Here is a 23,810-nt window from a genome sequence, read left to right as displayed (position 1 = left end):
GACTCGCGCGGCAACGGCCGCGGGGCGGATCCGAGCTGGGCTTAGAGCACCGAACGCGGCAGCTTCGGCTTCGGGTCGAACTTCACACCGCGCAACAGGCTCTTCACGATGCGCAGCCGCAGCGCGCGGGAAACGTGTCCCTGCGCCATGCCCCGGAGCACGCGGACGGCGAACCCGGCGGCCGCGAACGGGTTTTCGTGGTGCAGCCGGTAGGACAGTTCGTTGCGGGCGCCGTACTCGTACTTCCAGACGTTCTGGTGGTTGATCTGGCCGAAGTTCACCCCGCGGTTCTCCGGGAGGTCGTGCACGACGACGCTGGTCAGCACCTGGACGCCGGGCGCGGCCCGGGAGATGCGCAGGGTGTACTCCATGTCGTCGAACCAGATGAAGTACTCGGTCAGCGGCAGCCCGAAGCGGGTCAGCGCCCAGCGCGGGACCAGCACGGACACGAACGAGCAGTGGTTGACGAGCACCGCCTGCTGCCCGAGCGAGAGCAGCCGCCCCCAGTCCCAGGTCGTGCCGGGGTTGTTCATCTCGCAGATGCCGCCGTCGGTCCACTTCACCACGGAGCAGGCGAAGGGCATCTGGTGGCCGAGGGTCTGCTCGGCCTTGTCGAGGCCGTTGACCAGCTCTTCGAGGGCGTCCGGCCGCGGGTAGCAGTCGTCGTCCATGATCCACAGGAAGTCGGCGCCCAGCTCGTAGCCCTTGGCCATGCCCGCCGAGAAGCCGCCGGCGCCGCCGGTGTTCTCGGACAGGCTCAGCACGGTGACCCGCGGGTCGGTCGCGTACGACGCGAGCAGCGCGTCGGTGCCGTCGGTCGACGCGTTGTCGACGACCACGACCCACTCGGGCGCGTGACTCTGGGCGAGGACATGGTCGAGCACCTTGCGGAGCTTGTCCTTGCGGTTGAAGGTGACGACGACCGCGGCGACCTTGTTCACTGCTTCTTCCACCCTTGGTACAGGTCCGTGGCCCAGGCGCTGGCCTTGGGCAGCTTGGCGAAGGCCTCGTTCTTGGCGGCCTGTTCCTCGAACCAGCGCTTGCGCTGTTCCGGCGAAGACATCATGGTCCGGATCTTCTCGGCCGCCTGCCGCACGAAAGCGTACGGGTGCCGCGGGCACAGCAGTCCCTCGGGGACCACCGAAGCCTGCGAGCCCACGTCGGACGAGACCACCGGGACCCCGGCGGCGGTGGCCTCGAAGGTCGTCAGGGTCAGGCCCTCGTTCTCCGAGGTGACGACCAGGACGTCGGTCTCGGCCAGCGTGTCCTTGACCGGGTGGTCCGCCGCGCGGACCTCGAGCACGTCGGTCAGGCCCAGCCGGCCGCGCAGGGCGTGCACCTCGTCGGCGAGCTCGCCCTCGCCCTGGATGATGAACCGCACCGGGACCGGCGACGACTTCTTGAGCTCGGCGGCGAGCTTCATGAACACGTGCGGCCGCTTCTGCTGGTGGAAGCGCCCGATGTAGCTCACCGTGAACGGCGTGGACTTCGCCTCGGCTTCGACGGTGTCCGGGGTGATCCCGGCGGTGGTGGCGTTCGCCAGGGTGGCGAGGACCACCTTGTCCGCCGCGATGCCCTGCCGGTGGACGAGGTAGTCGCGCAGCTGCGGGGAGATCACGTGGTGCTGGTCGATCATCGCCGAGACCTGGACGGCGTGGTCGACGAAACCGCCGGTCCGCCACTCCAGGACGTGCTGCGAATCGACGACCGGGACGTCCGGCCAGACCGACTTCACCCAGGACAGCCGGTCGTAGAGCCAGGTGTTGTGGTGCACGTGGATGCCGCGGATGTCGAAGGCCGCGAACAGCCCGCTGAACAAGGCGGCATCGGTGCCCAGCTTGATCGGGTGGGTGATCGGGATGATCACCGTGTCATTGAACTCGGGCCGGGTGATCCACGGGTGGGCCGAGTCCCGGTCGGTGACGACGATCGGGACGAAGCCGGCTTCCTTGGCCAGCTGGATGCAGTCCAGCGCCCAGCGCTCCGCGCCGCCGAGCTCGAGCCAGTGCAGGCCGAACAGGATGGCGGGCCGGGTGGTGGTGGCCGCGCGGTGGTAGTTCGTGTTGCCGGCGACCGGCAGCCGCCGCGGCAGCTGCGCCGACCGCATGCGCCGCTCGACGACGTCGGTGCGCAGCTGGCGCAGGTGGTCGTACTGGAACGGGACCCGCGAGCGGACCAGCTTCTTGGCCTTGCCGATCGGGCCGTTGAGCTGCTGGTAGGCGTTCTGCACCACCGGCTTGCCGCCGACGTCGATGACGAGGTCCACGAACCCGTCCGGAGCGTGCGTGCCGGATTCGGGAGCGACCAGGCTGCGCACGATCACCGAACCGACCGACTCGCGGTCCTGGGTCCAGCCGATGTGCAGGCAGCGCTCGTCGGTCAGCGACGGGTAGCCCAGGTGCAGCGCCCGGACGACGGTCAGGCGCAGTGTCGCGCCGCGTCGCACCAGCGAGTGGTAGTTGGCCGCGCCGATGACCAACCGGCGTTCCCGCTCGTCGAGGGCACCATCCCCGACGAGACCGACACCACGGTCTTCGACCACTTCGAACGTCTCAGCCAGCAAATCGGTACTCACGCCCGCCCCATCAGTCTGTTTCCCTTTCGGAAAGCTCTGACCAACCACGAAACATTGCTGCTCCACGAAGCTGGCCGAAATCGGTTCATCCGGCTTCGGGCAAGCGCCTGACTGACCCCCGACGGCGCTACGCAGAACCACACTATAGGGGTCAAAAGTCACCCATCTGCACGCGGGTTCCCGTTGCGCAGGGTGACAGGAGATTCAGCTCACCAAACCAGCAGGATGCTACCGGAATGGGCCGGCGGCTCGTTTCCGGCTGCCGAACCGGGCGCCTCGGCCCGTCCACCCGGGGCCGCCACCCACGGCGTCCGCAGGTCGGGACCGCCCTGCCCGCCGGCGCGTGAGGGAACCGAGACCCGACGCGTCGGCGGCCGGCACACCGCGCCCCGGAGTCCGGCACTTTTGTTGCCGTAGGACAACTTACGCAGATTTAAAGCGCACGAATTGCACAACACCGTTGCGGAAACATGACGGCAACCTCGGCGAATCATCGCCGAGGCGGCCGGCCCGGAGCCTGGGGTTCCGGCCCGGCCGGCGACCCCGGCCACGCCCCTCAGATCCCCGGCGCTTCCTTCGCCCACTTCGGCGGCGCGGGCGGCTCGTACGTTTCGAACCGGTCGAGCAGGGCGGCCGGGTCGGCGTCGGCGAGCAGGAGCTGCCGGTAGCCGTCCTTGAGGAAGCCCTCGGTGACCATGTGGTCGGCGAACGTCATCAGGGGCGCGTAGTACCCGTCGACGTCGACCAGGCCGATCGGCTTGCCGTGCAGGCCGAGCTGGGCCCACGTCCAGACCTCGAACAGCTCTTCCAGGGTGCCCGCGCCGCCCGGCAGCGCGAGGAAGCCGTCGGAGAGGGCCGCCATCTTGGCCTTGCGCTCGTGCATGTCCGCGACGACGTGCAGCTCGGTCAGCCCGGCGTGCGCGATCTCGACGCTGGAGAGCGCCTCCGGGATGACGCCGATCACCTCGCCGCCCGCGGCCAGCGCGGCGTCGGCGACCACGCCCATCGTGCCGACGCTCGCGCCGCCGTAGACCAGGCCGATGCCGCGCTGGGCCAGCAGCTTCCCGAGCGCGGCCGCCTGCTCGGCGTAGCGCGGCGAGATGCCCATCGACGACCCGCAGAAGACACAGATCCGCCGCATCAGTGCGTGTCCTCCCACGCCTGGTAGGACTCCTGCACCACGCGGACGGCGTCGTCGATGTCGTCGGTGACGTGCAGCAGGTCCAGGTCGTGCGGGCTGATCTTGCCCTCGGCCTGCACGGTCTTGGCGATCCAGTCGTAGAGGCCGCCCCAGTAGTCGCTGCCGAAGAGCACCACCGGGAACTTCGTGACCTTCTTCGTCTGCACCAGGGTCAGCGCCTCGAACAGCTCGTCGAGCGTGCCGAAGCCGCCGGGCAGGCAGATGAAGGCCTGCGAATACTTGATGAACATCGTCTTGCGGGCGAAGAAGTAGCGGAAGTTGACACCGAGGTCGACCCACGGGTTCAGGCCCTGCTCGAACGGCAGCTCGATGCCGAGCCCGACGGAGAAGCCGCCGGCCTCGGCCGCGCCGCGGTTGACCGCCTCCATCGCGCCCGGGCCGCCGCCGGTCATCACCGCGAAGCCGGCGTTGGCCAGCGCCCCGCCGATCTTGCGGCCCAGCTCGTACTCCGGGTTGTCGCGCTTGGTGCGGGCCGAGCCGAACACCGTGACCGCGCGCGGAACCTCGGCGAGCGCGCCGAAGCCCTCGACGAACTCGGCCTGGATCCGCAGCACGCGCCACGGGTCGGTGTGCACCCAGTCGGTGGGCCCCCGCGAGTCGAGCAGCCGCTGGTCGGTCGTGCTGCCCTGGTCACGGCGGTCGCCGCGCAGCACGACCGGGCCCTTCTGGCGCTCGACCGGACGCTCGGGGTACTGGCCGTCGGGGAATTCAGACTGTTCACTCACTACGCCATGCTACGGCCTCGCCGCCAGGGAAAAGCCGAGCGGCGCCGTGGAGGTGAAGCCGATGGCGGGCTCGTTACCGGGCCATGAACTCGGGTTGTCGGCGCAGCGGCTTCCCCGACCGCCGAAGGATTCATACGGACGGGTGCATTCCCGGGCGCCCGCGCCGTCGGGTCCGTTCACGACCGGTCGGTCCAGAGTGGACAGATCGGGGCCGACATCGCCGGACAGCGCGGGTTTCAGACGCCGAGAGGCGCACCAGTGGGGGCTGCGCGGCACGGCCGCCGACGCGAAGGCAGGCAGGTCGCCGATTTGTTAAGAGAGTTTCCTATTTGGCAGAGAACGCTCTCCGGGCGGCCGAAGGCGGCCATACATCCGTTTTCGCGGCTGCCGCGCCGATGACCTACCGTGGGGAGATGACCAGCGCCCCCGCCGAACCGCTCGGAGCGCGGATCCGGCGGCTGCGCACCGGCCGCGGCTGGACCCAGCGCGAGCTGGCCGAGCCGGGCTACGACCGGGGCTTCCTGGCGAAGGTCGAGACCGGCAGCCGTCCGCCGTCGGAGGAGATGCTGACCTACCTGGCGCAGCGGCTCGGGCTGACCGTCGACGAGCTGCGGTTCGGCCGGCCGCCCGGCGTCGCCGCCGAGCTGCGCGCGGCGCTGGACGAGGGGTACCGCGACCTGGAGCAGGGCCGGATCACCGCCGCGCAGGAGCGGTTCGCCGCCGTGGGCAAACAGGCGGCGGGCTACCACCTCGACGACGTCGAGTGCTACGCGCGGTTCTGCCACGCCGAGGTGCGGTGGCAGCTCTTCGACGTCGCGGGGGCGCAGCGGGCGCTGGAGCACGCGGACGAACTGGCCGGCGCGGCCCCGCCGTGGCTGCGGGCGATGATCGTGCACCGGTGGTCGGGCTGCCGGTTCCAGAGCGGCGACGCGGGCACGGCGATCGCCCGGCTCGAGGCCGAGCTGGCGACCCGGCCGGCGGACCCGGACGCCGAATTGTGCCTGCTCACGGCGTTGATCCACCCGCTGATGGAGATGGGCGGCCTGCACCGGGCCCGCCGCGCGGCCGAGGACGGACGCCGGCTGGCGCGGGCGGCGGCGCGGCCGGACTTCGTCGCGCGGTTCCACCGGCAGGCGTCGCAGGTGTGGCAGGCGACCGGCCGCGCGGACCGGGCGGACGAGGACCTCACCGAGGCGTGCCGGCTGTTCGCGTCGGTCGGGTTCGACCGCGACGCGGCCCGCTGCCGCTGGGCGCGCGGCTACCTCCTGCGGCACCTGGGCCGCCTCGACGAGGCCAGCGCGGAACTCACGACGGCCCGCGACCAGCTGGCGGCGATCGGCGCGGACGAAGGCTTCGCCGGGGCGACGCTCGAGCTGGCCGAAGTCCGCCTCCGGCAGGGCGCACCGGAGGAAGCGGCGTCGCTCGTTTCCGAGGTCCGGGAGCTGCTGTCCCGTGACGTCGAGTCACTGGGCGAGGCGACGAGCCTGCTGGGCCAGATCGCCGCAGCCCAGGGCGACCCGGAGACGGCGACCCGGCTGCTGCGCGAGGCCTTCGAGATCCAGACCGGGGCGTCCCTGCACGGCGCGGCGGTTTCGACGGCCCTGCGGCTCGGCGACACGCTCCGACAACGTGGTCATCTCGACGAAGCCGTCGAGGCCTACCGCCGCGGCCTGGACTCGGTCGCCGGCGCCGACACGTAACGGACGACACGCGTACCTGGCCGGACGACACGCGTACCCAGACGGACGACACGAGCGGGAGGGGTCGCGTCCTCGTGTCGTCCGGCGGAGTACGCGTGTCGTCCGTGCGGGTACGCGTGTCGTCCATTGCGGACCAGCGGGCTCGACGGTCCGGGCCAAAGGCACTTTCCTACTAAAGTCTGTGAATTGGTTCAGACCAGTGGTGTAAAGGCTCTCGGCCTGCGGTTTTGCGTGAGTTCCCGTGATCGTGACTGGACCGCACTGCTCCGTTCGGCCCATTGACCCGTCCGCGAGCGGAACCTTTACTCGGACGCGTCCGGCGCAATAACACCAGTTATTCCTCCGGGCACATTCCTCCCGGTCCCCGGAAAGGTTCCCCATGAGATCCCCACGCGGGCTGGCGGCGATCGCCGGCCTGGCCCTGACGTTCGCGGTGCCGGCGATCCCGGCCGCCGCCGCTCCCGCACCCCCCGCCGCCACCCCGCCCGAGGCGCTCGCCGCCCGCGCCGCCGACCAGGCCGCCCTCACCGGCGCCGATCGGCTCGCGAAGGGCGCCGGGGAGGCCTTCGTCCGCACCGGGGTCACCCCGGGTGGCGGCGGGCTCTACTTCGCCTCCTACCAGCGCACCTACCACGGCCTGCCGGTCATCGGCGGCGACGCGGTGGTCGTCGCCGACGGCGCCGGGCGGGTGCGCGGCACCGAAGCCGCGCACACCGCCCCGATCGCCGTCGGCACGCAGGCCGCCCTGAAGGCCGAGCAAGCGACGAAGATCGCCACCACGACGGTGTCCACAGTAGACATGGCCGAGACGCCGAAGCTGGTCGTGCTGGCCGGGGACGCCCCGAAGCTCGCCTACGAGGTCGTCGTCAGCGGCCGGGACCACGGCAAGCCCACCCACCTGCACGTCTTCGTCGACAGCACCACGGGAAAGATCCTCGACACGCGCGACGACGTCCACGAAGCCGGCACCGGGAACTCCTTCTACGCCGGCACCGTCTCGATCGACACGTCCGGCTCCGGCAGTTCCTACTCGATGACCGACCCGGGCCGCCGCGGGATCGCCTGCGGCCGCGAGGGCGGCTCGATCTTCACGAAGAGCAGCAACACCTGGGGCAACGGCTCGGGCACGGACCTCGAGACCGGCTGCGTCGACGTGCTCTACAGCGTCCAGACCGAGTGGAAGATGCTCGCCGACTGGCTCGGCCGCAACGGCATCGACGGGGCCGGCGGCGGGTTCCGCGCGAGCGTCGGCCTCAACGACGTCAACGCCTACTGGGACGGCTCCTCGACGCACTTCGGGCACTCGCAGGACAACCGCCGCCAGGCGACGCCGATGGACGTCGTCGGCCACGAGTTCGGCCACGCGATCTTCCAGACCACGCCCGGCGGCGCCGGCTCGGGCAACGAGAACGGCGGGCTCAACGAGTCCACCGGCGACATCTTCGGCGCGCTGACCGAGTACTACGCGAACAACCCGGTGGACCGGCCGGACTTCACCGTCGGCGAGGGCGTCAACCTCGTCGGCCAGGGCCCGATCCGCTACATGGACAACCCGTCGAAGGTCGGCGACCCGAACTGCTACTCGGCCTCGATCCCGAGCACCGAGGTGCACGCCGCCGCGGGCCCGCAGAACCACTGGTTCTACCTGCTCTCCCAGGGCAGCGGCGCCAGCCCGACGTGCAACAGCTCGACGGTGACCGGCATCGGCATCCAGAAGGCCGGCAAGATCTTCTACAACGGCCTGCTGAAGAAGACCTCGTCGTGGAACCACAAGGCCGCCCGCAAGGCCACCCTGGAAGCCGCGGTCGCCCTGTTCCCGGGCAGCTGCACGGAGTTCGCCGCCACCAAGGCCGCGTGGGACGCGGTGAGCGTCCCCGCGGTCAGCGGTGAGCCGACCTGCAGCGGCCAGCCGCCCGCGGGCAACGACTACTCGCTGACGCTGTCGCCGACGTCGGCGTCCGTCCAACCCGGACAGACGGCGACCACCACGGTGACCACCCGGGTCACCTCGGGCAGCGCCCAGACCGTGCAGCTGCTGGCCACCGGCCTGCCCGAGGGCGCGAAGGCGGCCTTCAGCCCGGCGAGCGTCCAATCCGGCGGCACGTCGACATTGACCATCACGACGTCGGCGACCACGCCGCAGGGCACCAGCCAGGTGACGGTCACCGGCGACGGCACCGACGCCGACCACACCGCGCAGTTCTCGCTCACCGTCGGCACCGGCACCCCGCCGACCGGCTGCGACGGGCTCGCCGAGTGGGACTCCGCCAAGGCGTACGTGCCCAACGACGTCGTGGGCCACAACGGTCACAAGTGGACGTCGCTGTGGTACTCGACCGGGGCCGAGCCCGGCGCGCCCGGCTCGTGGGCCGTCTGGAGCGACGCCGGGGCCTGCTGATCACGGCCGCGCGGTGGTGGGCGGCACCGCCGCGCGGCTTACCCTGGACTCCCCCGGCGGAAAGGCACCTGTGTGAGCGAGAGCGTCGGCGAACGCCTGCGTGAGCTGCGCACCGAACGCGGGCTCACGCAGCGCGAACTCGCCGGGCCGCAGTACTCCGCGGCGTACGTGTCGTCGGTCGAGACCGGCGCGCGGACGCCGTCGGGGGACGCGCTGCGGTTCTTCGCCCGGCAACTCGGCATCGACCCGGACGAACTGCTCGGCGGCCGGTCCCCGCGGGAGCTGATCGAGCTCGACCTCGAGCTGATCGAGACGGCGGACCGGTTCCTGGCCGGTGACGCCCGCCGCGCGACCCCGCGGATGCAGCGGATCCGGCGCCGCGCCGAGCGGCTGGACCGGCCGCGGCAGGCGGGGATCGCGCTGCTGTGGCTGGCCGGGTACTCGACCGGCGACGTCCGCACCAAGTACGTCGCGGACGCCGAGACGGCCTTGTCGGGTGAGCCGCCGCCGGTGCGGGCGATGGTCGTGCCGCTGCGCGCGGCGGTGCTGACCGCCTGGGGCGAGGTGCAGTATTCGGTGCACCTGCTGGAAACCTGCCACGCCGAGCTGCTGCGCGACGGCTACCCGCAGCCGTCGATGCTGCTGACGCTGCGGGCCTGCCTGGCCGAGCGGCACCTGCGCCAGGGCGACCTGGAGCGGGCGGCCGAGTACGCCGGCTCGGCGTTGCGGCTCACCCGGGGCGGCCCGGCGGTGCTCGCGGAGCTGACCCGCAGTCACGTCGAGGTGTGCCGCAGCCACCTGGCGGCGGACCGGTTCGCCGACGCGGCCGCGTCGGTCGCGGCGGCCTACGACCTGATGCAGGAGCGGGCGTTGCACCCGGCGATGGCGTACTGCCTGCTGGCCAGGGCCCGGGTCCGCGGCCGCTCGGGTGACGTCGAGGGCGCGCTGGCCGACCTCGGGGCGGCGCGGGAGACGGCCTGGCCGGACGACGTCCCGGCGATCACCGTCGAGCTCGCCGCGGAGTACCTCGCGGCGGGCCGGCTGGAGACGGCGGCCGCGTTGCTCGACCAGGTGCGCCCGGCGGTCGTGGCGGGCACGGCGCTGGCCGCGGAGCTGCGGCTGCAGCTCGGGTCGTTGGCCAGGGCCCGCGGCGACGCGCGGCGCGCGGCCGAGGACCTGCGGGCCGCCGTCGAGATCGCCACCGGCCTGGGCGCGCGGGGCGTGCTGGTGCGCGCGTTGCGGCCGTTGAGCGAGCTGCTCGGCGAGACCGGGAAGCAGGCGGAGGCGGCGGACGTGCTGCGCAACGGGCTCATCGCGCTGGGCGCGGAAGCCGACTGAAGCGATTCACCAGCGGTGGCAACGAAATCCCGGTGATCGAGATCGTCCGGCGTTCGGATGGTGTCGCGGACAATCCCTACGAAAGTCGTTCCGGGACGGAACGCGGCGAGAATCCCCTGCTGCGGCGGGGTTTGTACGAATTGATTCGATAATCCGGAACGCCGCATTGGTCCGTTCGGCGCATTGACGCCCGGATCCGCTGATCCTTTACTCGGATGCGTCCGGACGCATACCTGCTGTTGGGCCGCCGGACACGTCTCCCCTCTTCCCCTTACCGGACCTCGATTCTGCCTTCGTGGAAGGAAGACCTCGATGACCCATCGTGGGTTCAGCACGGGCTTGGCGGCTGCCGCCGGGCTCGCCATGACGCTCGCGTTACCGGTGACCCCGGCGACCGCAGCGCCTCAAGCCCAGCCCGCCGCTCCCGAAGCGGTGGCCGCCCGCGCCGCCGACCAGGCGGCCGCCAGTGGCCTTGACGCCTTGCGCCGCGGCGCGGGCGAGTCGTTCCAGCGCGTCGGCCTGACCGCCGGTGGCGGTGGCCTCTTCTACGGCGCCTACCAGCGCACCTACCAGGGCCTGCGGGTCGTGGGCGGGGACGCGGTGGTCGTCGCGGACGGCGCCGGACGCGTCCGCGGCACCAGTGCGGCCGAGACCGCGGCCATCACCGTCGGGACCCAGGCGGCCCTCGACGCGGCGAAGGCCGCCGCCACCGCGCGCGCTCAACTGCCCACTGTGGACAGTGTGAGCACACCGGAGAAGGTGGTGCTGGCCGGGACGAGCCCGAAGCTGGCCTACGAGGTCGTCGTCGCCGGGCGCACCGCCACGGCACCGAGCAACCTGCACGTGTTCGTCGACGCGGCGACCGGTGCGGTGCTCGACAAGCGGGACGACGTCAAGACGTTCGCCTCCGGGGCGAAGAGCCAGGCCCAGCCCGCCACCGTGAACGTCGCGGGTACCGGCAACAGCTACTACGTCGGCAACGTCTCGATCGACACGACGCAGTCCGGCAGCACGTACACGATGCGTGACCCGGGCCGCACCGGCATCAGCTGCGGCCGCGAAGGCGGTTCCGTCTACAGTGGACCGGACAACAACTGGGGCAACGGCACCGGCACGGACCTCGAGACCGGCTGCGTCGACGTGCTCTACAGCGTCCAGACCGAGTGGAAGATGCTCGCCGACTGGCTCGGCCGCAACGGCATCAACGGCAGCGGCACCGGCTACCCGGCGTCCGTCGGCTTGGCCGACGTCAACGCCTATTGGAACGGCTCGTCGACGCACTTCGGCCACTCGCAGGACAACCAGCGCCAGGCCACCTCGATGGACGTCGTCGGCCACGAGTTCGGCCACGGCATCTTCCAGTTCACCCCGGGCGGCGCCGGTTCCGGCAACGAAAACGGCGGCATGAACGAGTCGACCGGTGACATCTTCGGCGCACTGACCGAGGCGTACGCGAACAACGCCAAGGACACCCCGGACTACGAGGTCGGCGAGGGCGTCAACCTGGTCGGCCAGGGCCCGATCCGGTACATGTACCAGCCGTCGAAGGTCGGCGATCCGAACTGCTACTCGTCGTCGATCCCGAGCACCGAGGTGCACGCGGCCGCCGGCCCGCAGAACCACTGGTTCTACCTGCTGGCCGAGGGCTCGAACCCGGGTGGCGGCAAGCCGGCCAGCCCGACGTGCAACAGCTCGAGCGTCACCGGCATCGGCATCCAGAAGGCCGGCAAGATCTTCTACAACGGCCTGCTGAAGAAGACCTCGTCGTGGAACCACAAGGCCGCCCGCAAGGCGACCCTCGAAGCCGCGATCGCGCTCTTCCCCGGCAGCTGCACCGAGTACAACGCCACCAAGGCCGCGTGGGACGCCATCTCCGTCACCACCGTCAGCGGTGAGCCGGCGTCGTGCAGCGGCGGCGGGCCGGACTTCTCGGTCGCGCTGAACCCGGCTTCGGGGTCCGTGCAGACGGGCGCCTCGGCGACGACCACGATCAGCACCGCGATCACCTCGGGCGCGGCCCAGTCGATCACGCTGTCCGCCTCGGGCCTGCCCGCCGGCGCGACCGCGACGTTCAGCCCGGCCACCATCTCCTCCGGCGGCAGCTCGACGCTGACCATCGCGACGACGTCGTCGACCCCGACCGGCAGCTTCCCGATCACCATCACCGCCGACGGGGCCGGCACCGACCACACCGCGACCTACACCCTGACCGTCGGGACCACGTCCTCGTGCGCCCCGGTGACCAACTCGACCCGGCTGGACATCCCGGACTACCCGGGTGCCGCGGTCAGCAGCACCAGCACCGTCAGCGGCTGTGCGCGCAACGCGTCGAGCACCACCAAGGTCGAGGTGCACATCACCCACACCTACAGCGGTGACCTGGTCCTCGACCTGATCGCCCCGGACGGCACGAGCTACCGCATGAAGAACTCCAGCAGCAGCTCGACGCCGAACATCAACACCACCTACACCGTCAACGCCGCTTCGGAAGCCGCGAACGGCGCCTGGAAGCTGCAGATCAAGGACGTCGGCCCGGCCGACACCGGTTACCTGTCCTCGTGGACGTTGACCGTGTAGCACCCCCGACCCCGTGAAGGCCGCACCAGCCAGGTGCGGCCTTCACGGTCGTTGTCCCCAACCCCCACCGAAGGAATTCACCGCCATGAAGTGGAAGACACGACTCGGCGCCGGGGTCACCGCCCTGGCCGCCGTGCTGAGCGTCGTATCCGCGCCGACGGCCACCGCCGCGCCCGCCACGGCGCTCGCCGCACCGGACATCTCGCTGGCCAACATCAAGGGCCACCTCAACCAGCTGCAGACCATCGCCGACAACAACGGCGGCACCCGCTCGGCGCGCGGCGGCGGCTACGCGGCCTCGGTGTCCTATGTGGAAAACCTGCTGAAGAACGCCGGGTACACCACGACCCGGCAGACCTGCACCAGCTGCCTCGGGCAGTCGCAGAACCTCATCGCCGAGTGGCCGCAGGGCGACGCGAGCCAGGTCATCATGCTCGGCGCGCACCTCGACTCCGTCAGCGCCGGCCCCGGCATCAACGACAACGGCTCGGGCAGCGCGTCGATCCTCGAGGTCGCGCTGACGCTCGCCCGGACCAACCCGGCAATGGCCAAGCGCGTCCGGTTCGGCTGGTGGGCCGACGAGGAGTCCGGCCTGGTCGGCTCCAAGTACTACGTCAACAACCTGCCGAGCAGCGAGCGCACGAAGATCAAGACCTACCTCAACTTCGACATGATCGGCTCGAAGAACTGGGGCTACTTCGTCTACGACGACGTCGCGTCGGTCAAGGCGATCTTCGACGAGTACTTCGCCTCGATCGGCATCCAGACCGAGGGCGACAGCGAAGGCGACGGCCGATCCGACCACGCGTCCTTCAAGAGCGCGGGCATCCCGGTCGGCGGCCTGGCCACCGGCGCCGGCGACATCAAGAGCTCGGCGCAGGCGCAGAAGTGGGGCGGCACCGCGGGTTCGCCGTTCGACAACTGCTACCACCGCGCCTGCGACACGACGGCGAACATCCCGGACCCGCCGCTGGAGAAGAACTCCGACGCCATCGGGTACGCGCTGTGGAAGCTTGCCGTCGCCCCGACCCAGGGCAACGACTTCTCCGTGTCGCTGAACCCGGCGTCCGGCACTGTCCAACCCGGACAGTCGCTGCAGGTCGCCGTCAGCACCGCGACGACGTCCGGCTCGGCGCAGTCGATCTCGCTGTCCGCCTCCGGCCTGCCCGCGGGAGCGACGGCGTCCTTCAGCCCGGCGACGATCTCCTCGGGCGGCAGCTCGACACTGACCATCACGACGTCGTCGAGCACCCCGACCGGCACCTTCCCGATCACGGTGACCGCCGACGGCGCGAACGCCGACCACACGGCGGCGTTCTCGCTCGGCGTCGGCAGCTCGTCGTGCGCGCCGGTGACCACCTCGACGCGCCTCGACATCCCGGACTACCCGGGTGCCGCGGTGAACAGCACCGCGAACGTGGCGGGCTGCGCGCGCAACGCGTCCGGCACCACCAAGGTCGAGGTGCACATCACCCACACCTACCGCGGTGACCTGGTCCTCGACCTCGTCGCCCCGGACGGCACGGCGTACCGGATGAAGAACTCGAGCAGCGACTCCACGCCGAACCTCGACACCACCTACACCGTGAACGCCTCTTCCGAGGCCGCGAACGGCGCCTGGCAGCTCCGCATCAAGGACGTCGGCCCGGCCGACACCGGTTACCTGTCCTCTTGGACGCTGACCGTCTGACCGGCCGCTCGGAGGCGTCCCTCGCGGGGGCGCCTCCGAGTTGTCTAGACCACCCATTCGTAGGTAGTCAGCGCTTTCCCCCGGTCCCTATCGTGGACGGACACGCCGCGTACGCCCCTCAACGACGATGGGAGCCGGTATGTCCGGTCGCAGAACCCGCTTGTTCGGAACCCTTCTGGCTGCGGTGCTGGCCGTCCCGCTGCTCGTGCCGGCCCCCGCGCAGGGGGCGGTGCAGGCCGGCACGTGCGCGGTGAAATCGAGGCCCGCGGGCAAGGTCCTCCAGGGGTACTGGGAAAACTGGGACGGCGCCGCGAACGGCGTCCACCCCGGAATGGGCTGGGTCCCGATCACCGACAGCCGGATGGCGCAGCACGGGTACAACGTCGTCAACGCCGCCTTCCCGGTGATCCGCTCCGACGGAACCGTGCTGTGGGAGAACGGGATGGACGCCGGGGTGAAGGTGTCGACGCCCGCCGAGATGTGCGCGGCGAAGGCCGCCGGCGCGACGATCCTGCTGTCCATCGGCGGTGCCGCCGCCGGGATCGACCTCTCGTCGTCGGCGGTGGCCGACCGGTTCGTCGCCACCGTCGTGCCGATCCTCAAGCAGTACAACTTCGACGGGATCGACATCGACATCGAGACCGGGCTGACGAACAGCGGGAACATCAAGACGCTCTCGGCGTCGCAGAGCAACCTGATCCGGATCATCGACGGCGTGCTCGCGCAGATGCCGTCGAACTTCGGGCTCACGATGGCGCCGGAGACCGCATACGTGACCGGCGGCAGCGTTGCCTACGGCTCGATTTGGGGCGCGTACCTGCCGATCATCAAGAAGTACGCGGACAACGGCCGGCTGTGGTGGCTGAACATGCAGTACTACAACGGGTCCATGTACGGCTGCTCCGGCGATTCCTACCAGGCCGGGACCGTGCAGGGCTTCACCGTGCAGACGCAGTGCCTGAACCAGGGCCTGGTCGTGCAGGGCACGACGATCCGCGTCCCCTACGACAAGCAGGTCCCCGGCCTGCCCGCCCAGCCGGGCGCGGGTGGCGGGTACATGTCGCCGAGCCTGGTTTCCCAGGCGTGGCGGTCGGTTCCGGGTCTCAAGGGCCTGATGGACTGGTCGATCAACTGGGACGGCTCGAAGGGCTGGACGTTCGGCACCAACGTCAAGTCCCTGCAGGGCCGCTAGGAATCGCCGGCCGGGATCGGGTCGTCGTACTCGCCCGGCGGGCCGGCGTATTCGCGGCCGCCGGCGTCCGGGAACGGCCAGGGGTTCGGGACGCAGCCGTGCAGCCCGAGCGTCTGCTGCTCCATCACCGGCGCCGGCCGGCCCGGGCCGGGGCACAGCTCGTGGCCCTGGCCGAGCCGGTGGCCGGTTTCGTGGGTGACCATGTACTGGCGGTAGGCCTCGAGCGGGGCGCCGTAGTTCGGGACGGCGTTGGCCCAGCGGGCGACGTTGAGCACGACGTTGCTGCCGTTGCGGCAGGAGGTGTAGCTGTCCGGTGTGCCGCCGCACAGCTTGTCGCGGCTGGCCGGCGTCGCGAGGTAGAGGGTGAAGTCGGCCATGTCGGCCGGTCCGACCTGCTGCAGCCGCCACTGGCCGCCGGCGGTCCAGCCGCGCGGGTCGCCGAGGATGGTGCGGATGTCCTTGGCGAACTCGGCGGGCCCGACGCCGTCGATGTCGGTCTCGATGGCGATCCGGTAGCGCATCAGCCGGCCGGACTTCCCGGCGACCTCGTCGGAGCCGGGGGTGAACATCCACTGCCCGGAACCGGTCCGCGGGAAGGTGATGGCGGCCTCGTCGACGGGCGCGCTCTGCGTCACGGGCTCCCGCTCGGCCGGCGGCGGCGGAACCGAGGTGGCCTCCCCGATGGCGGTGCGGATCGGCCCGGCCGCCGGCGCGGCCACGGGCTGCCCTTCCCCGCAGGCGGCCGCGCCCCAGCCCACCGCCAGGGCGAGCACGGCCACCGCCGCGGCTCGTCTCGCGGATTTCGGCATGGATCCTCCCGGGGTGCGCGGTTTCAGAAGGACATACGGGCCGCGGCCGGGAAAAGTTGCGGTGACCTGCGGTGGCGGAGCGTCACCGCAGCTCAGGACCCACCCGTGTGACGACCGCCACAGCGCCCCAATGTGGCCTTGGGTGCGCCCAACGCACCGAAGGCCACATTGGGTGCGTCCAACGCACCGAAGGCCACATTGGGTGCGTCCAACGCACCGAAGGCCACATTGGGGCGCTCGGGACTCAGGCCAGGAACTTGCGGAGCACCTCGGTGACCTGGCGGATCTCCGCCGTCCGGACGTTCTCCTGCTTCGTGTGCGCCAGCGTCGGGTTGCCCGGGCCGAAGTTCACCGCCGGCATGCCGCGCGCCGCGAAGCGGGCCACGTCCGTCCAGCCCAGCTTGGCCGCCGCGCGGCCGCCCGCCGCCGTCACCAGTTCCGCCGCCGCCGGGGCCGACAGGCCCGGCAGCGCTCCCGGGGAAAGGTCCACAACGGACAGTTCGAAACCGTCGAAAACCTCGCGCAGGTGCCGCTCGGCCGCCGCCGGGTCGCGGTCCGGGGCGAAGCGGTGGTTCACCGTCAGCACCGCCGCGTCCGGGACGACGTTGCCCGCCACACCGCCGCTGATCGACGTCGCCTGGAGACCCTCGCGGTAGGTCAGCCCGTCGATGTCGACGATCCGCGGCGTGTACTCCGCCAGCCGGCGCAGCGGCTCGGCGAGCGCGTGGATCGCGTTCTCGCCCATCCACGCCCGCGCGGTGTGCGCCCGCTTCCCCGAGAGCCGCAGCTCGACGCGCATGGTGCCCTGGCAGCCGGCCTCGATCACGCCGTTCGACGGCTCGCCGACGATCGCCAGGTCGCCGGCCAGCCACTCCGGCAGCTCGCGCTCGATCCGGCCGAGGCCGTTCTTGACCGCTTCGACCTCTTCGTTGTCGTAGAAGACGAAGGTGATGTCGTGCTTGGGCGAAGGCAGCGTCGCCGCCAAGTGCAGGAAGACCGCGTCGCCACCTTTCATGTCGACCGTGCCGAGGCCGTGCAGGATCTCTTCGTCACCGGTGCCTTCGCGCCGGGAAGGCAGGTTGCCGTTCTCCGGCACGGTGTCCAGGTGCCCGGCGAGCACGACCCGCGACCCGCGGCCGAGGTCGGTCCGCGCCAGGACGGCGTCGCCGTTGCGGACGACCTCGAGGTGCGGCGCCTGCGCCTGCAGCGCCTCCTGCACCGCGGTGGCGATCTCGGCCTCGGCGCCGGACACGCTGAAGATGTCCACCAGCGCTGTGGTCAGGTCCACCGGGTCGGCGTGCAGGTCGAGGCTCATGGCCCGCACGCTACCGTGGGGGTGTGCGCAGGTTCGGAGTCGCCGTGGGCGGCGCGTTGCTGGTCCTGGTCCTGTCCGGCTGCGGGAACGAAGCCGGCCCGGCCCCCAGGCCGCAGGCCGGCGAGCCCGGGCCGGACGCGCTCCCGACCAAGCTGGACGCGCTGACCGCCGACCAGTGCTACGCGAGCCCGCGCACCCAGCTGCCGAAGGGCTGTGAGAAGTACGTCACGGAGGTCGCCAACGTGCCGGGCGCGGCCCGCAAGCGCGCCGGCGACCGCGATCCGCAGCTGGTCGCCGAGGCCGCCAAGCTGGAGCAGGCCGTCGGGTCGTTCCGGGGCGCGGGCTGCACCACGGTCCCGGCCCCGGGCGGTGACTGCTCGCAGGCGCTCGTCGACATCGCCGGCGCCCTCGCGGGCCTGAAGAAGCAGGTAGACGCCCGGCCCACGAGTGGTTGATCCGCGTCACTCCACTACGGTGAGGGCCGTGAGCGAGCAGAGCCCGAACCCCGAAACGACCGGCGCCAGCGGCGTCGGGCTGGCCACCGTCACCACCGACGGGACGGTCCTCGACACCTGGTACCCGCACCCGAAGCTGACCGAAGGCGGCACTCCCGGCACGGAGCGGCTGAGTTCGGACGAGGCGAAGGAGCTGCTCGGCGAGGCCGCCGCGGCGCTGCTCGGCCCGGACACCGACCGCGGGGTCGAGGTCGTCGCCGTGCGCACCACGATCGGCAGGCTCGCCGACGCGCCCGCGGACACCCACGACATGTACCTGCGGCTGCACCTGCTCTCGCACCGGCTGGTCCGCCCGCACGGCCAGAACCTCGACGGCATGTTCGGCCTGCTGGCCAACGTCGTGTGGACCAATCACGGCCCGTGCCCGGTCGAAGGCTTCGAGACGACCCGGCTGCGGCTGCGGGCGCGCGGCCCGGTGACCGTCTACAGCGTCGACAAGTTCCCGCGGATGGTCGACTACGTCCTGCCGTCCGGGGTCCGGATCGGCGACGCCGACCGCGTCCGCCTCGGCGCGCACCTGGCGTCCGGCACGACCGTGATGCACGAGGGCTTCGTCAACTTCAACGCCGGCACGCTCGGCGCGTCGATGGTCGAGGGCCGGATCTCGGCCGGCGTGGTCGTCGGCGACGGCTCGGACGTCGGCGGCGGCGCGTCGATCATGGGCACGCTCTCGGGCGGCGGCAAGGAGACGATCTCCCTGGGCGAGCGCTGCCTGATCGGCGCGAACGGCGGCGTGGGCATCTCGCTCGGCGACGACTCGGTCGTCGAGGCGGGGCTCTACGTCACGGCGGGCACGAAGGTGGTCGTCGAGGGCAAGGTCGTCAAGGCCCGCGAGCTCAACGGCATTTCGGGCGCGGTCTTCCGGCGCAACTCGGCGACGGGCGCGGTCGAGGTCGTGCCGCGGACCGGCGCCGGCGTCGAGCTGAACGCGGCGCTGCACGCGAACGACTAAAAACGATCGTTCACCTACTATTCACTGGGTGACCACCGAATCGTTGCCTCGAACCCCGGCCGAGCTGGGTCTGCCGGAGCTCCCGATCGCGGCGCTCCCGGCCGATCCGGCGGTCCACCACGTCCGCGCCAAGCTCGACCGGGAGATCCGCGCCCTGCTCGCGCACGAACCCGGCACGCGCTCGGGCGCGGACCCGGAAGACCTGCACCAGATGCGCGTCGCCCTGCGGCGGATGCGCAGCGTGCTGAAGCTGTCCGGCGAGCTGGTCGGCGACGGCGCCGAACCGGTGCGCGCGGAGCTGGGCTGGCTCGGCCAGTCCCTCGGTGAGGTGCGCGACTACGACGTGCTGATCGGGCACCTGCGCGAGGTCATCGCCGGCTTCGAGGTCCGGGACCAGGCGGCGGGCCGCCGCCTGGTCTCGAAGTTCGTCGCCGAGCGAGCCACGGCGAAGCGGCGCCTGACGCGGGCGCTGTCGAGTGCCCGGTACTCGACGCTGCTGCGCGAGGTGAGCCTGCTGACCCGGGCGGAGTCCACCTCGGCCGTCACCCGGCCACACGACCTGGTCAGCGGGCTGGCGAAGCCGCACCGCAAGCTCGCCAAGGCCGTCCGCGCCCTGCCCGCCGACCCGCCGGACGACGACCTGCACGCGCTGCGCATCCACGGGAAGAAGCTGCGGTACGCGGCCGAGCTGGCCCAGACGTCGGCGAAGAAGAAGCAGACGGCGAAGATCAAGCAGCTGCTCAAGGCGACGAAGGACTTCCAGACCGTGCTCGGTGAGCACCAGGACGCGGTGATCGCGGCCGAGCGGATGCGCACGATCCTGGAGTCGGTGGACGGCCCGATGGGGTTCGTCGCCGGCCGGATCGCCGAGCGCGAGCTGAGCCGCCGCGCCGAGGCCCGCGCGGTCTGGCGGAAGTCGTGGAAAGCAGTGGACTCGGCCGCCAAGGCCCTCCACGCCTGAGCAGCCGCGCCCCGGTCAGGAGATCGACCGGACGTACCCGTCCGGCCGGATGAGCACCCGCCGCCCGCCCTCGGCCTCGTACGCCGCGTACGCGTGGCCGCCCTCGTCGACCAGGTCCGTTCCGGTCGCCACGCTCCCCGCGGGCAGGATCCGGTACCCCGACGTCTCGCCCGCCCCGAACACCAGCTCCGTCGCGTGCGGGCCGCGGAACAGCTCGAACAGCCGCACCCGCTTGCCGTTCGCGTCGACCAGCGGGGCGTCCGGTGCCCGGTCGCCCGGCCGCAGCGCGCCCGTTCCGGCCGGTGACAGCGGGCCGCCGCGGTAGGTGATGTTCAGCTGGTTCGTCTCCTCGCCGCGGTGGTGGGCGTCGTCGTCCCCGTCGACGTACTTCTGCAGGATCCCGGCCGTCACCCCGAGCACCCGGGCGGCGACCGTCCGCCGCTCGATTTCGTAGCTGTCCAGCAGCTCCGGCGCCCCGTCCGCGAGCTTCCAGCCCAGGTTGTAGCCGTCCTGGACGCCCGTGTTCAGGCCCTGGCCGCCCGTCGGCGGGTGGACGTGCGCCGCGTCGCCGGCCAGGAACACCCGGCCGTCGCGGAAGCGGGCCGCCAGGCGGACGTTCGGCCGCCACACCGTCGACCAGGCCAGGTCGGTCAGCTTGACCGTGCCCCCGCTCAGCGCGTCGAGCCGGGACTGGACCGCGGGCAACGCCGTCTCGACGTCGGTCTCGCCCTCGCCGAGCGCCGCGCCGAACTGGAAGTGCGGCGTGCCCGGCAGCGGGCTGAACGACATGCCGCTCATCGGCTCGTCCGGGGTGGCGAACCAGTGGCCGTAGTTCCGGTCGAGGCCGTCGGCCCGGACGTCGCCGAGCAGCATCCGGATCGACTCGTCGGTCGTGCCCTCGAACGCGATCCCCAGCGCCTTGCGCACGAAGCTCTTGCCGCCGTCCGCGCCGGCCAGGTACTCCGCGCGGACGGTCTCCCCCGTGCTCAGCGTCGCCGTGACGCCGTCGGCGTCCTGCTCGAAGCCGGTCAGCGCGGTGTTCAGCTCGACGCGCACGCCGAACTCGGCCAGCCGGTCGCGCAGGATCCCCTCGGTCTGCGACTGGCCCAGGAACCAGCCGGTCGGGTACGGCCTCGACGGCGTCGGCTCGACCAGGTCGAACATCATCCGCTCGCCGACCACCTCGCCGCCGAGGTGGATCTTCATCGGCACCGGGGCCATGCCCGCGGCCAGCACCGCGTCGAGCACGCCCAGGTCCTCGAACACTTCCAGCGTGCGCGGCTGCAACCCGTCCCCGCGCGAGCCCACGAAGTAGGTCTCGGCCTTGTCGATGACCCGCACGGCGACGTCCCGGCGCGCCAGCTCGATGGCCAGCGTCAGCCCGGTCGGTCCCGCTCCCGCGATCAGCACCCGTGTGTCCATGTCGTCCTCCCAGTGAATTTAAGTTCAGTGAATCGGGATTCAGAATGACGCTGCTAGCGTCCGGTGTCAAGGGAGGTGGCGATGACGGCGACGAGCCGCAAGGAAAAAGCCGCGGAGACCGAGGTCGCGCTCAAGGCCGCGGCCAAGCGCGTCTTCGCCCGGAAGGGCTACCTGAACACGAAGATCACCGACATCACCGCCGAAGCGGGCCGGGCCGCGGGGTCGTTCTACAACCACTTCGCGGGCAAGGAAGAGCTCCTCGAAGCGCTCATGGCCGACATCGCGGCGTCCGGCGACGAGAGCGCCGACAGCGAAGAGCACCTGAACGACTTCAGCGACCCCGCGGCCGTGCGCTGGCACGTCAAGCAGTACTGGGACTTCTACCGGGACAACGCCGCGACCATGCTGGCCCTGCGCCAGGCGGCGATGGTCAGCGAGTCGTTCGCGCGCACGCTGGCGCGGTTCGGCGCGTCCCAGGCGGCCGACCTCGACGACCACCTCGCGCACATCACCCGGGCCGGCCTGCGGCTGCCGGCGGACCCCGGCCACAGCGGCGCGCTGATGTACCACCTCGTCGACTCGTTCGCGGCGACGTGGCTGCACGGCTCGGCCCCGGACGGGACCCCGCCGACCGACGAAGAAGCCGTCGAGCTGCTCACGCGGTTCATCTACCGCGGGCTCACCGGCCGCGACTACTGAGTCAGGCGCTCCACCGCGGCGTCGACGCGCTCATCGGTCGCGGTCAGCGCGACGCGGACGTGCTTGCCGCCCTTCGGGCCGTAGAACGTCCCCGGCGCGACCAGGATCCCGCGGCCGGCCAGCCACCGGACCGTCGCGGCGGCGTCCTCGTCGCGGGTGGCCCAGAGGTAGAGCCCCGCTTCGGAATGGTCGATGCGGAAGCCGTTGTCCAGCAACGCCTTGCGCAGGACGAGGCGGCGGCGGGCGTAGCGCTCGCGTTGCGTGCGCAGGGCCTCGTCGTCGGTCAGGGCGGCGACCATCGCCTCCTGGACCGGGCGCGGCACGATCATGCCCGCGTGCTTGCGCACTTCGAGCAGCTGCTTGATCAGGCGGGGGTCACCGGTCAGGAACCCGGCGCGGTAGCTGGCCAGGTTCGCCGACTTCGACAGCGAGTGCACCGCGATCAGCCCGTCGGCCCGGCCGTCGCAGACGTCCGGGTGCAGGATCGACAGCGGGTCGGACTCCCAGCCGAGCGCCAGGTAGCACTCGTCGGAGACCACGACGACGTCCCGCTCGCGCGCCCATTCGACGACCTTGCGCAGGTGCTCGACCGGCAGCACCTGGCCGGTCGGGTTGGACGGCGAGTTCAGCCAGATCATCGCCGGTTTCTGCGGGCCGAGCGCGGTCAGGCCGTCGGACCGCAGGATCGACGCGCCGGCCAGCAGCACCCCGACCTCGTACGTCGGATAAGCCAGCTCCGGGATGACGACGACGTCGCCGGGGCCGAAGCCGAGCAGCCGCGGCAGCCAGGCCACGGCCTCTTTGGACCCGATCGTCGGCAGCACGGCGTCCGGCTCGATGCCGTCGACGCCGTGACGCCGCGAAAGCGCCCCGCGCGCGGCTTCCCGCAGGGCGGGGATGCCATGCGTGGTCGGGTACCCGGGGATCTCCGAGACCGACGCAAGGGCCTCGCGGATGCCGTCCGGGACCGGGTCGACCGGCGTGCCGATGGAGAGGTCGACCACCCCGCCGGGATGCGCCTGGGCCGTGGCCTTGACCTCGGCGAGCGAATCCCAGGGGAAGTCGGGCAGCGCGATCCGGTTCATTCGCCCTGCGGAGGCAACGCCTTGATGAAGGCCGGGTCGTGCGCGGTCTTGCCCACCTTGGACGCCCCGCCGGGCGAGCCCAGCTCGTCGAAGAAGTCGACGTTCGCCTTGGTGTAGTCCGACCAGTTGTCCGGGACGTCGTCCTCGTAGTAGATCGCCTCGACGGGGCAGACCGGCTCGCAGGCGCCGCAGTCGACGCACTCGTCCGGGTGGATGTACAGCATCCGCTCGCCCTCGTAGATGCAGTCCACGGGGCACTCGTCGATACACGCCTTGTCGAGCACGTCGACGCAGGGCTCGGCGATCACGTAGGTCACTGCGCACTCCCGCATATCTCTGCAAAGACAGTCTCTGCAAACAGCCAGTCGGTGCCGACATTACGCGGCGTCGGCACCCGTTCGATTGGTGAGGCAAGCCTTAGCCATACTCCGGGTATGGGGCTCACCTCTGCCGCCGGCGCGGGGGCGGGGTGGCCCGGGCGTCGCCGGTGATGACGAAGCGCGGCCTGGGCGCCTCGTCGGTGTCACTTTCGGGCTTCTTCTCCCCCACGGCTCGGTTGAACCCTTCGGCGATCTCGTCGACGAGCTTCTCGTTGTGCCGCTCGTCCTTGCGCTGGATACCCACGGTCACCTCCTGCCGAAATCCGCTCCGCGACT

At 71.3% G+C, this 23,810-nt stretch carries 20 protein-coding genes; 10 read left to right on the top strand and 10 right to left on the bottom strand.

What is annotated here, in order from left to right; all coding sequences use genetic code 11:
* Nucleotides 1–41: 41 nt before the first annotated feature.
* From ISP_RS05285 to ISP_RS05270, 4 genes are all read right to left on the bottom strand, one after another.
* A complete protein-coding gene (locus tag ISP_RS05285; protein ID WP_230468717.1) occupies nt 42–953 on the bottom strand; it encodes a glycosyltransferase family 2 protein in 912 nt (303 codons plus the stop codon).
* Nucleotides 938–2,575 carry a glycosyltransferase family 4 protein gene (locus ISP_RS05280; protein WP_235190557.1) on the bottom strand — a complete coding sequence of 546 codons (1,638 nt, stop codon included), beginning with the start codon at nt 2,573–2,575 and terminating at the stop codon, nt 938–940. The genes ISP_RS05285 and ISP_RS05280 overlap by 16 nt, the downstream gene beginning before the upstream one ends.
* Nucleotides 2,576–3,131: 556 nt before the next feature.
* A complete protein-coding gene (locus tag ISP_RS05275) occupies nt 3,132–3,716 on the bottom strand; it encodes an LOG family protein (protein WP_013222951.1) in 585 nt (194 codons plus the stop codon).
* Entirely contained in the window at nt 3,716–4,501 is a 786-nt protein-coding gene (locus ISP_RS05270) for an LOG family protein (protein ID WP_013222950.1), read from the bottom strand. Before ISP_RS05270 ends, ISP_RS05275 begins: the two co-directional genes overlap by 1 nt.
* A gap of 413 nt (nt 4,502–4,914) precedes the next feature.
* On the opposite strand from ISP_RS05270, the gene ISP_RS05265 reads away from it, so the two are divergent.
* From ISP_RS05265 to ISP_RS05240, 6 genes are all read left to right on the top strand, one after another.
* Nucleotides 4,915–6,201 carry a helix-turn-helix domain-containing protein gene (locus ISP_RS05265; RefSeq protein ID WP_014466619.1) on the top strand — a complete coding sequence of 429 codons (1,287 nt, stop codon included), beginning with the start codon at nt 4,915–4,917 and terminating at the stop codon, nt 6,199–6,201.
* A gap of 379 nt (nt 6,202–6,580) precedes the next feature.
* On the top strand, nt 6,581–8,599 hold the full coding sequence (locus ISP_RS05260; RefSeq protein WP_013222948.1) for a M4 family metallopeptidase: 2,019 nt from the start codon (nt 6,581–6,583) through the stop codon (nt 8,597–8,599).
* Nucleotides 8,600–8,671: 72 nt separating this feature from the next.
* A complete protein-coding gene (locus ISP_RS05255) occupies nt 8,672–9,937 on the top strand; it encodes a helix-turn-helix domain-containing protein (RefSeq protein WP_013222947.1) in 1,266 nt (421 codons plus the stop codon).
* Between the two features lie 312 nt (nt 9,938–10,249).
* Nucleotides 10,250–12,514, top strand: a complete 2,265-nt coding sequence (locus ISP_RS05250; RefSeq protein WP_230468716.1) for a M4 family metallopeptidase — start codon at nt 10,250–10,252, stop codon at nt 12,512–12,514.
* Between the two features lie 85 nt (nt 12,515–12,599).
* The gene (locus ISP_RS05245; RefSeq protein ID WP_013222945.1) at nt 12,600–14,204 is read left to right on the top strand and encodes a M28 family peptidase; all 1,605 of its coding nucleotides are present in this window, start codon (nt 12,600–12,602) and stop codon (nt 14,202–14,204) included.
* Between the two features lie 139 nt (nt 14,205–14,343).
* On the top strand, nt 14,344–15,396 hold the full coding sequence (locus ISP_RS05240) for a chitinase (RefSeq protein ID WP_176742158.1): 1,053 nt from the start codon (nt 14,344–14,346) through the stop codon (nt 15,394–15,396).
* Here the strand turns inward: ISP_RS05240 and ISP_RS05235 are convergent.
* Nucleotides 15,393–16,205 carry a DUF3152 domain-containing protein gene (locus ISP_RS05235; protein WP_176742157.1) on the bottom strand — a complete coding sequence of 271 codons (813 nt, stop codon included), beginning with the start codon at nt 16,203–16,205 and terminating at the stop codon, nt 15,393–15,395. The two genes, ISP_RS05240 and ISP_RS05235, sit on opposite strands and share 4 nt — an antisense overlap.
* Before the next feature lie 244 nt (nt 16,206–16,449).
* Nucleotides 16,450–17,520, bottom strand: coding sequence for a succinyl-diaminopimelate desuccinylase (gene dapE / locus ISP_RS05230; protein WP_013222942.1), 1,071 nt, complete (start codon nt 17,518–17,520; stop codon nt 16,450–16,452).
* A 23-nt stretch (nt 17,521–17,543) separates the two neighbouring features.
* Here dapE and ISP_RS05225 point away from each other — a divergent pair, with 23 nt between their 5' ends.
* The 3 genes from ISP_RS05225 to ISP_RS05215 are packed head-to-tail and all read left to right on the top strand — an operon-like array spanning nt 17,544 to nt 19,948.
* On the top strand, nt 17,544–17,975 hold the full coding sequence (locus tag ISP_RS05225) for a hypothetical protein (protein WP_230468715.1): 432 nt from the start codon (nt 17,544–17,546) through the stop codon (nt 17,973–17,975).
* Nucleotides 17,976–18,003: 28 nt separating this feature from the next.
* Nucleotides 18,004–18,987 carry a 2,3,4,5-tetrahydropyridine-2,6-dicarboxylate N-succinyltransferase gene (dapD, locus tag ISP_RS05220; RefSeq protein ID WP_013222940.1) on the top strand — a complete coding sequence of 328 codons (984 nt, stop codon included), beginning with the start codon at nt 18,004–18,006 and terminating at the stop codon, nt 18,985–18,987.
* 28 nt (nt 18,988–19,015) lie between these two features.
* Nucleotides 19,016–19,948 carry a CHAD domain-containing protein gene (locus ISP_RS05215; protein ID WP_013222939.1) on the top strand — a complete coding sequence of 311 codons (933 nt, stop codon included), beginning with the start codon at nt 19,016–19,018 and terminating at the stop codon, nt 19,946–19,948.
* Nucleotides 19,949–19,963: 15 nt separating this feature from the next.
* Here the strand turns inward: ISP_RS05215 and ISP_RS05210 are convergent, their stop codons facing one another.
* Nucleotides 19,964–21,370 carry an FAD-dependent monooxygenase gene (locus ISP_RS05210; RefSeq protein ID WP_013222938.1) on the bottom strand — a complete coding sequence of 469 codons (1,407 nt, stop codon included), beginning with the start codon at nt 21,368–21,370 and terminating at the stop codon, nt 19,964–19,966.
* A gap of 81 nt (nt 21,371–21,451) precedes the next feature.
* On the opposite strand from ISP_RS05210, the gene ISP_RS05205 reads away from it, so the two are divergent.
* Nucleotides 21,452–22,069, top strand: a complete 618-nt coding sequence (locus ISP_RS05205; RefSeq protein WP_013222937.1) for a TetR/AcrR family transcriptional regulator — start codon at nt 21,452–21,454, stop codon at nt 22,067–22,069.
* Here the strand turns inward: ISP_RS05205 and dapC are convergent.
* The 3 genes from dapC to ISP_RS05190 form a co-directional block, all read right to left on the bottom strand.
* Nucleotides 22,063–23,154: a succinyldiaminopimelate transaminase gene (gene dapC, locus ISP_RS05200; protein ID WP_013222936.1), complete on the bottom strand. Its 1,092-nt coding sequence runs from the start codon at nt 23,152–23,154 to the stop codon at nt 22,063–22,065. The two genes, ISP_RS05205 and dapC, sit on opposite strands and share 7 nt — an antisense overlap.
* On the bottom strand, nt 23,151–23,471 hold the full coding sequence (gene fdxA / locus ISP_RS05195) for a ferredoxin (RefSeq protein ID WP_003083029.1): 321 nt from the start codon (nt 23,469–23,471) through the stop codon (nt 23,151–23,153). Before fdxA ends, dapC begins: the two co-directional genes overlap by 4 nt.
* Nucleotides 23,472–23,595: 124 nt before the next feature.
* A complete protein-coding gene (locus ISP_RS05190; RefSeq protein ID WP_013222935.1) occupies nt 23,596–23,778 on the bottom strand; it encodes a hypothetical protein in 183 nt (60 codons plus the stop codon).
* Nucleotides 23,779–23,810 lie beyond the last annotated feature (32 nt).

Origin of the sequence: Amycolatopsis mediterranei, assembly GCF_026017845.1 — a bacterium.
Lineage (GTDB): Bacteria > Actinomycetota > Actinomycetes > Mycobacteriales > Pseudonocardiaceae > Amycolatopsis > Amycolatopsis mediterranei.
This window is presented reverse-complemented; position numbering and strand designations above follow the sequence as displayed.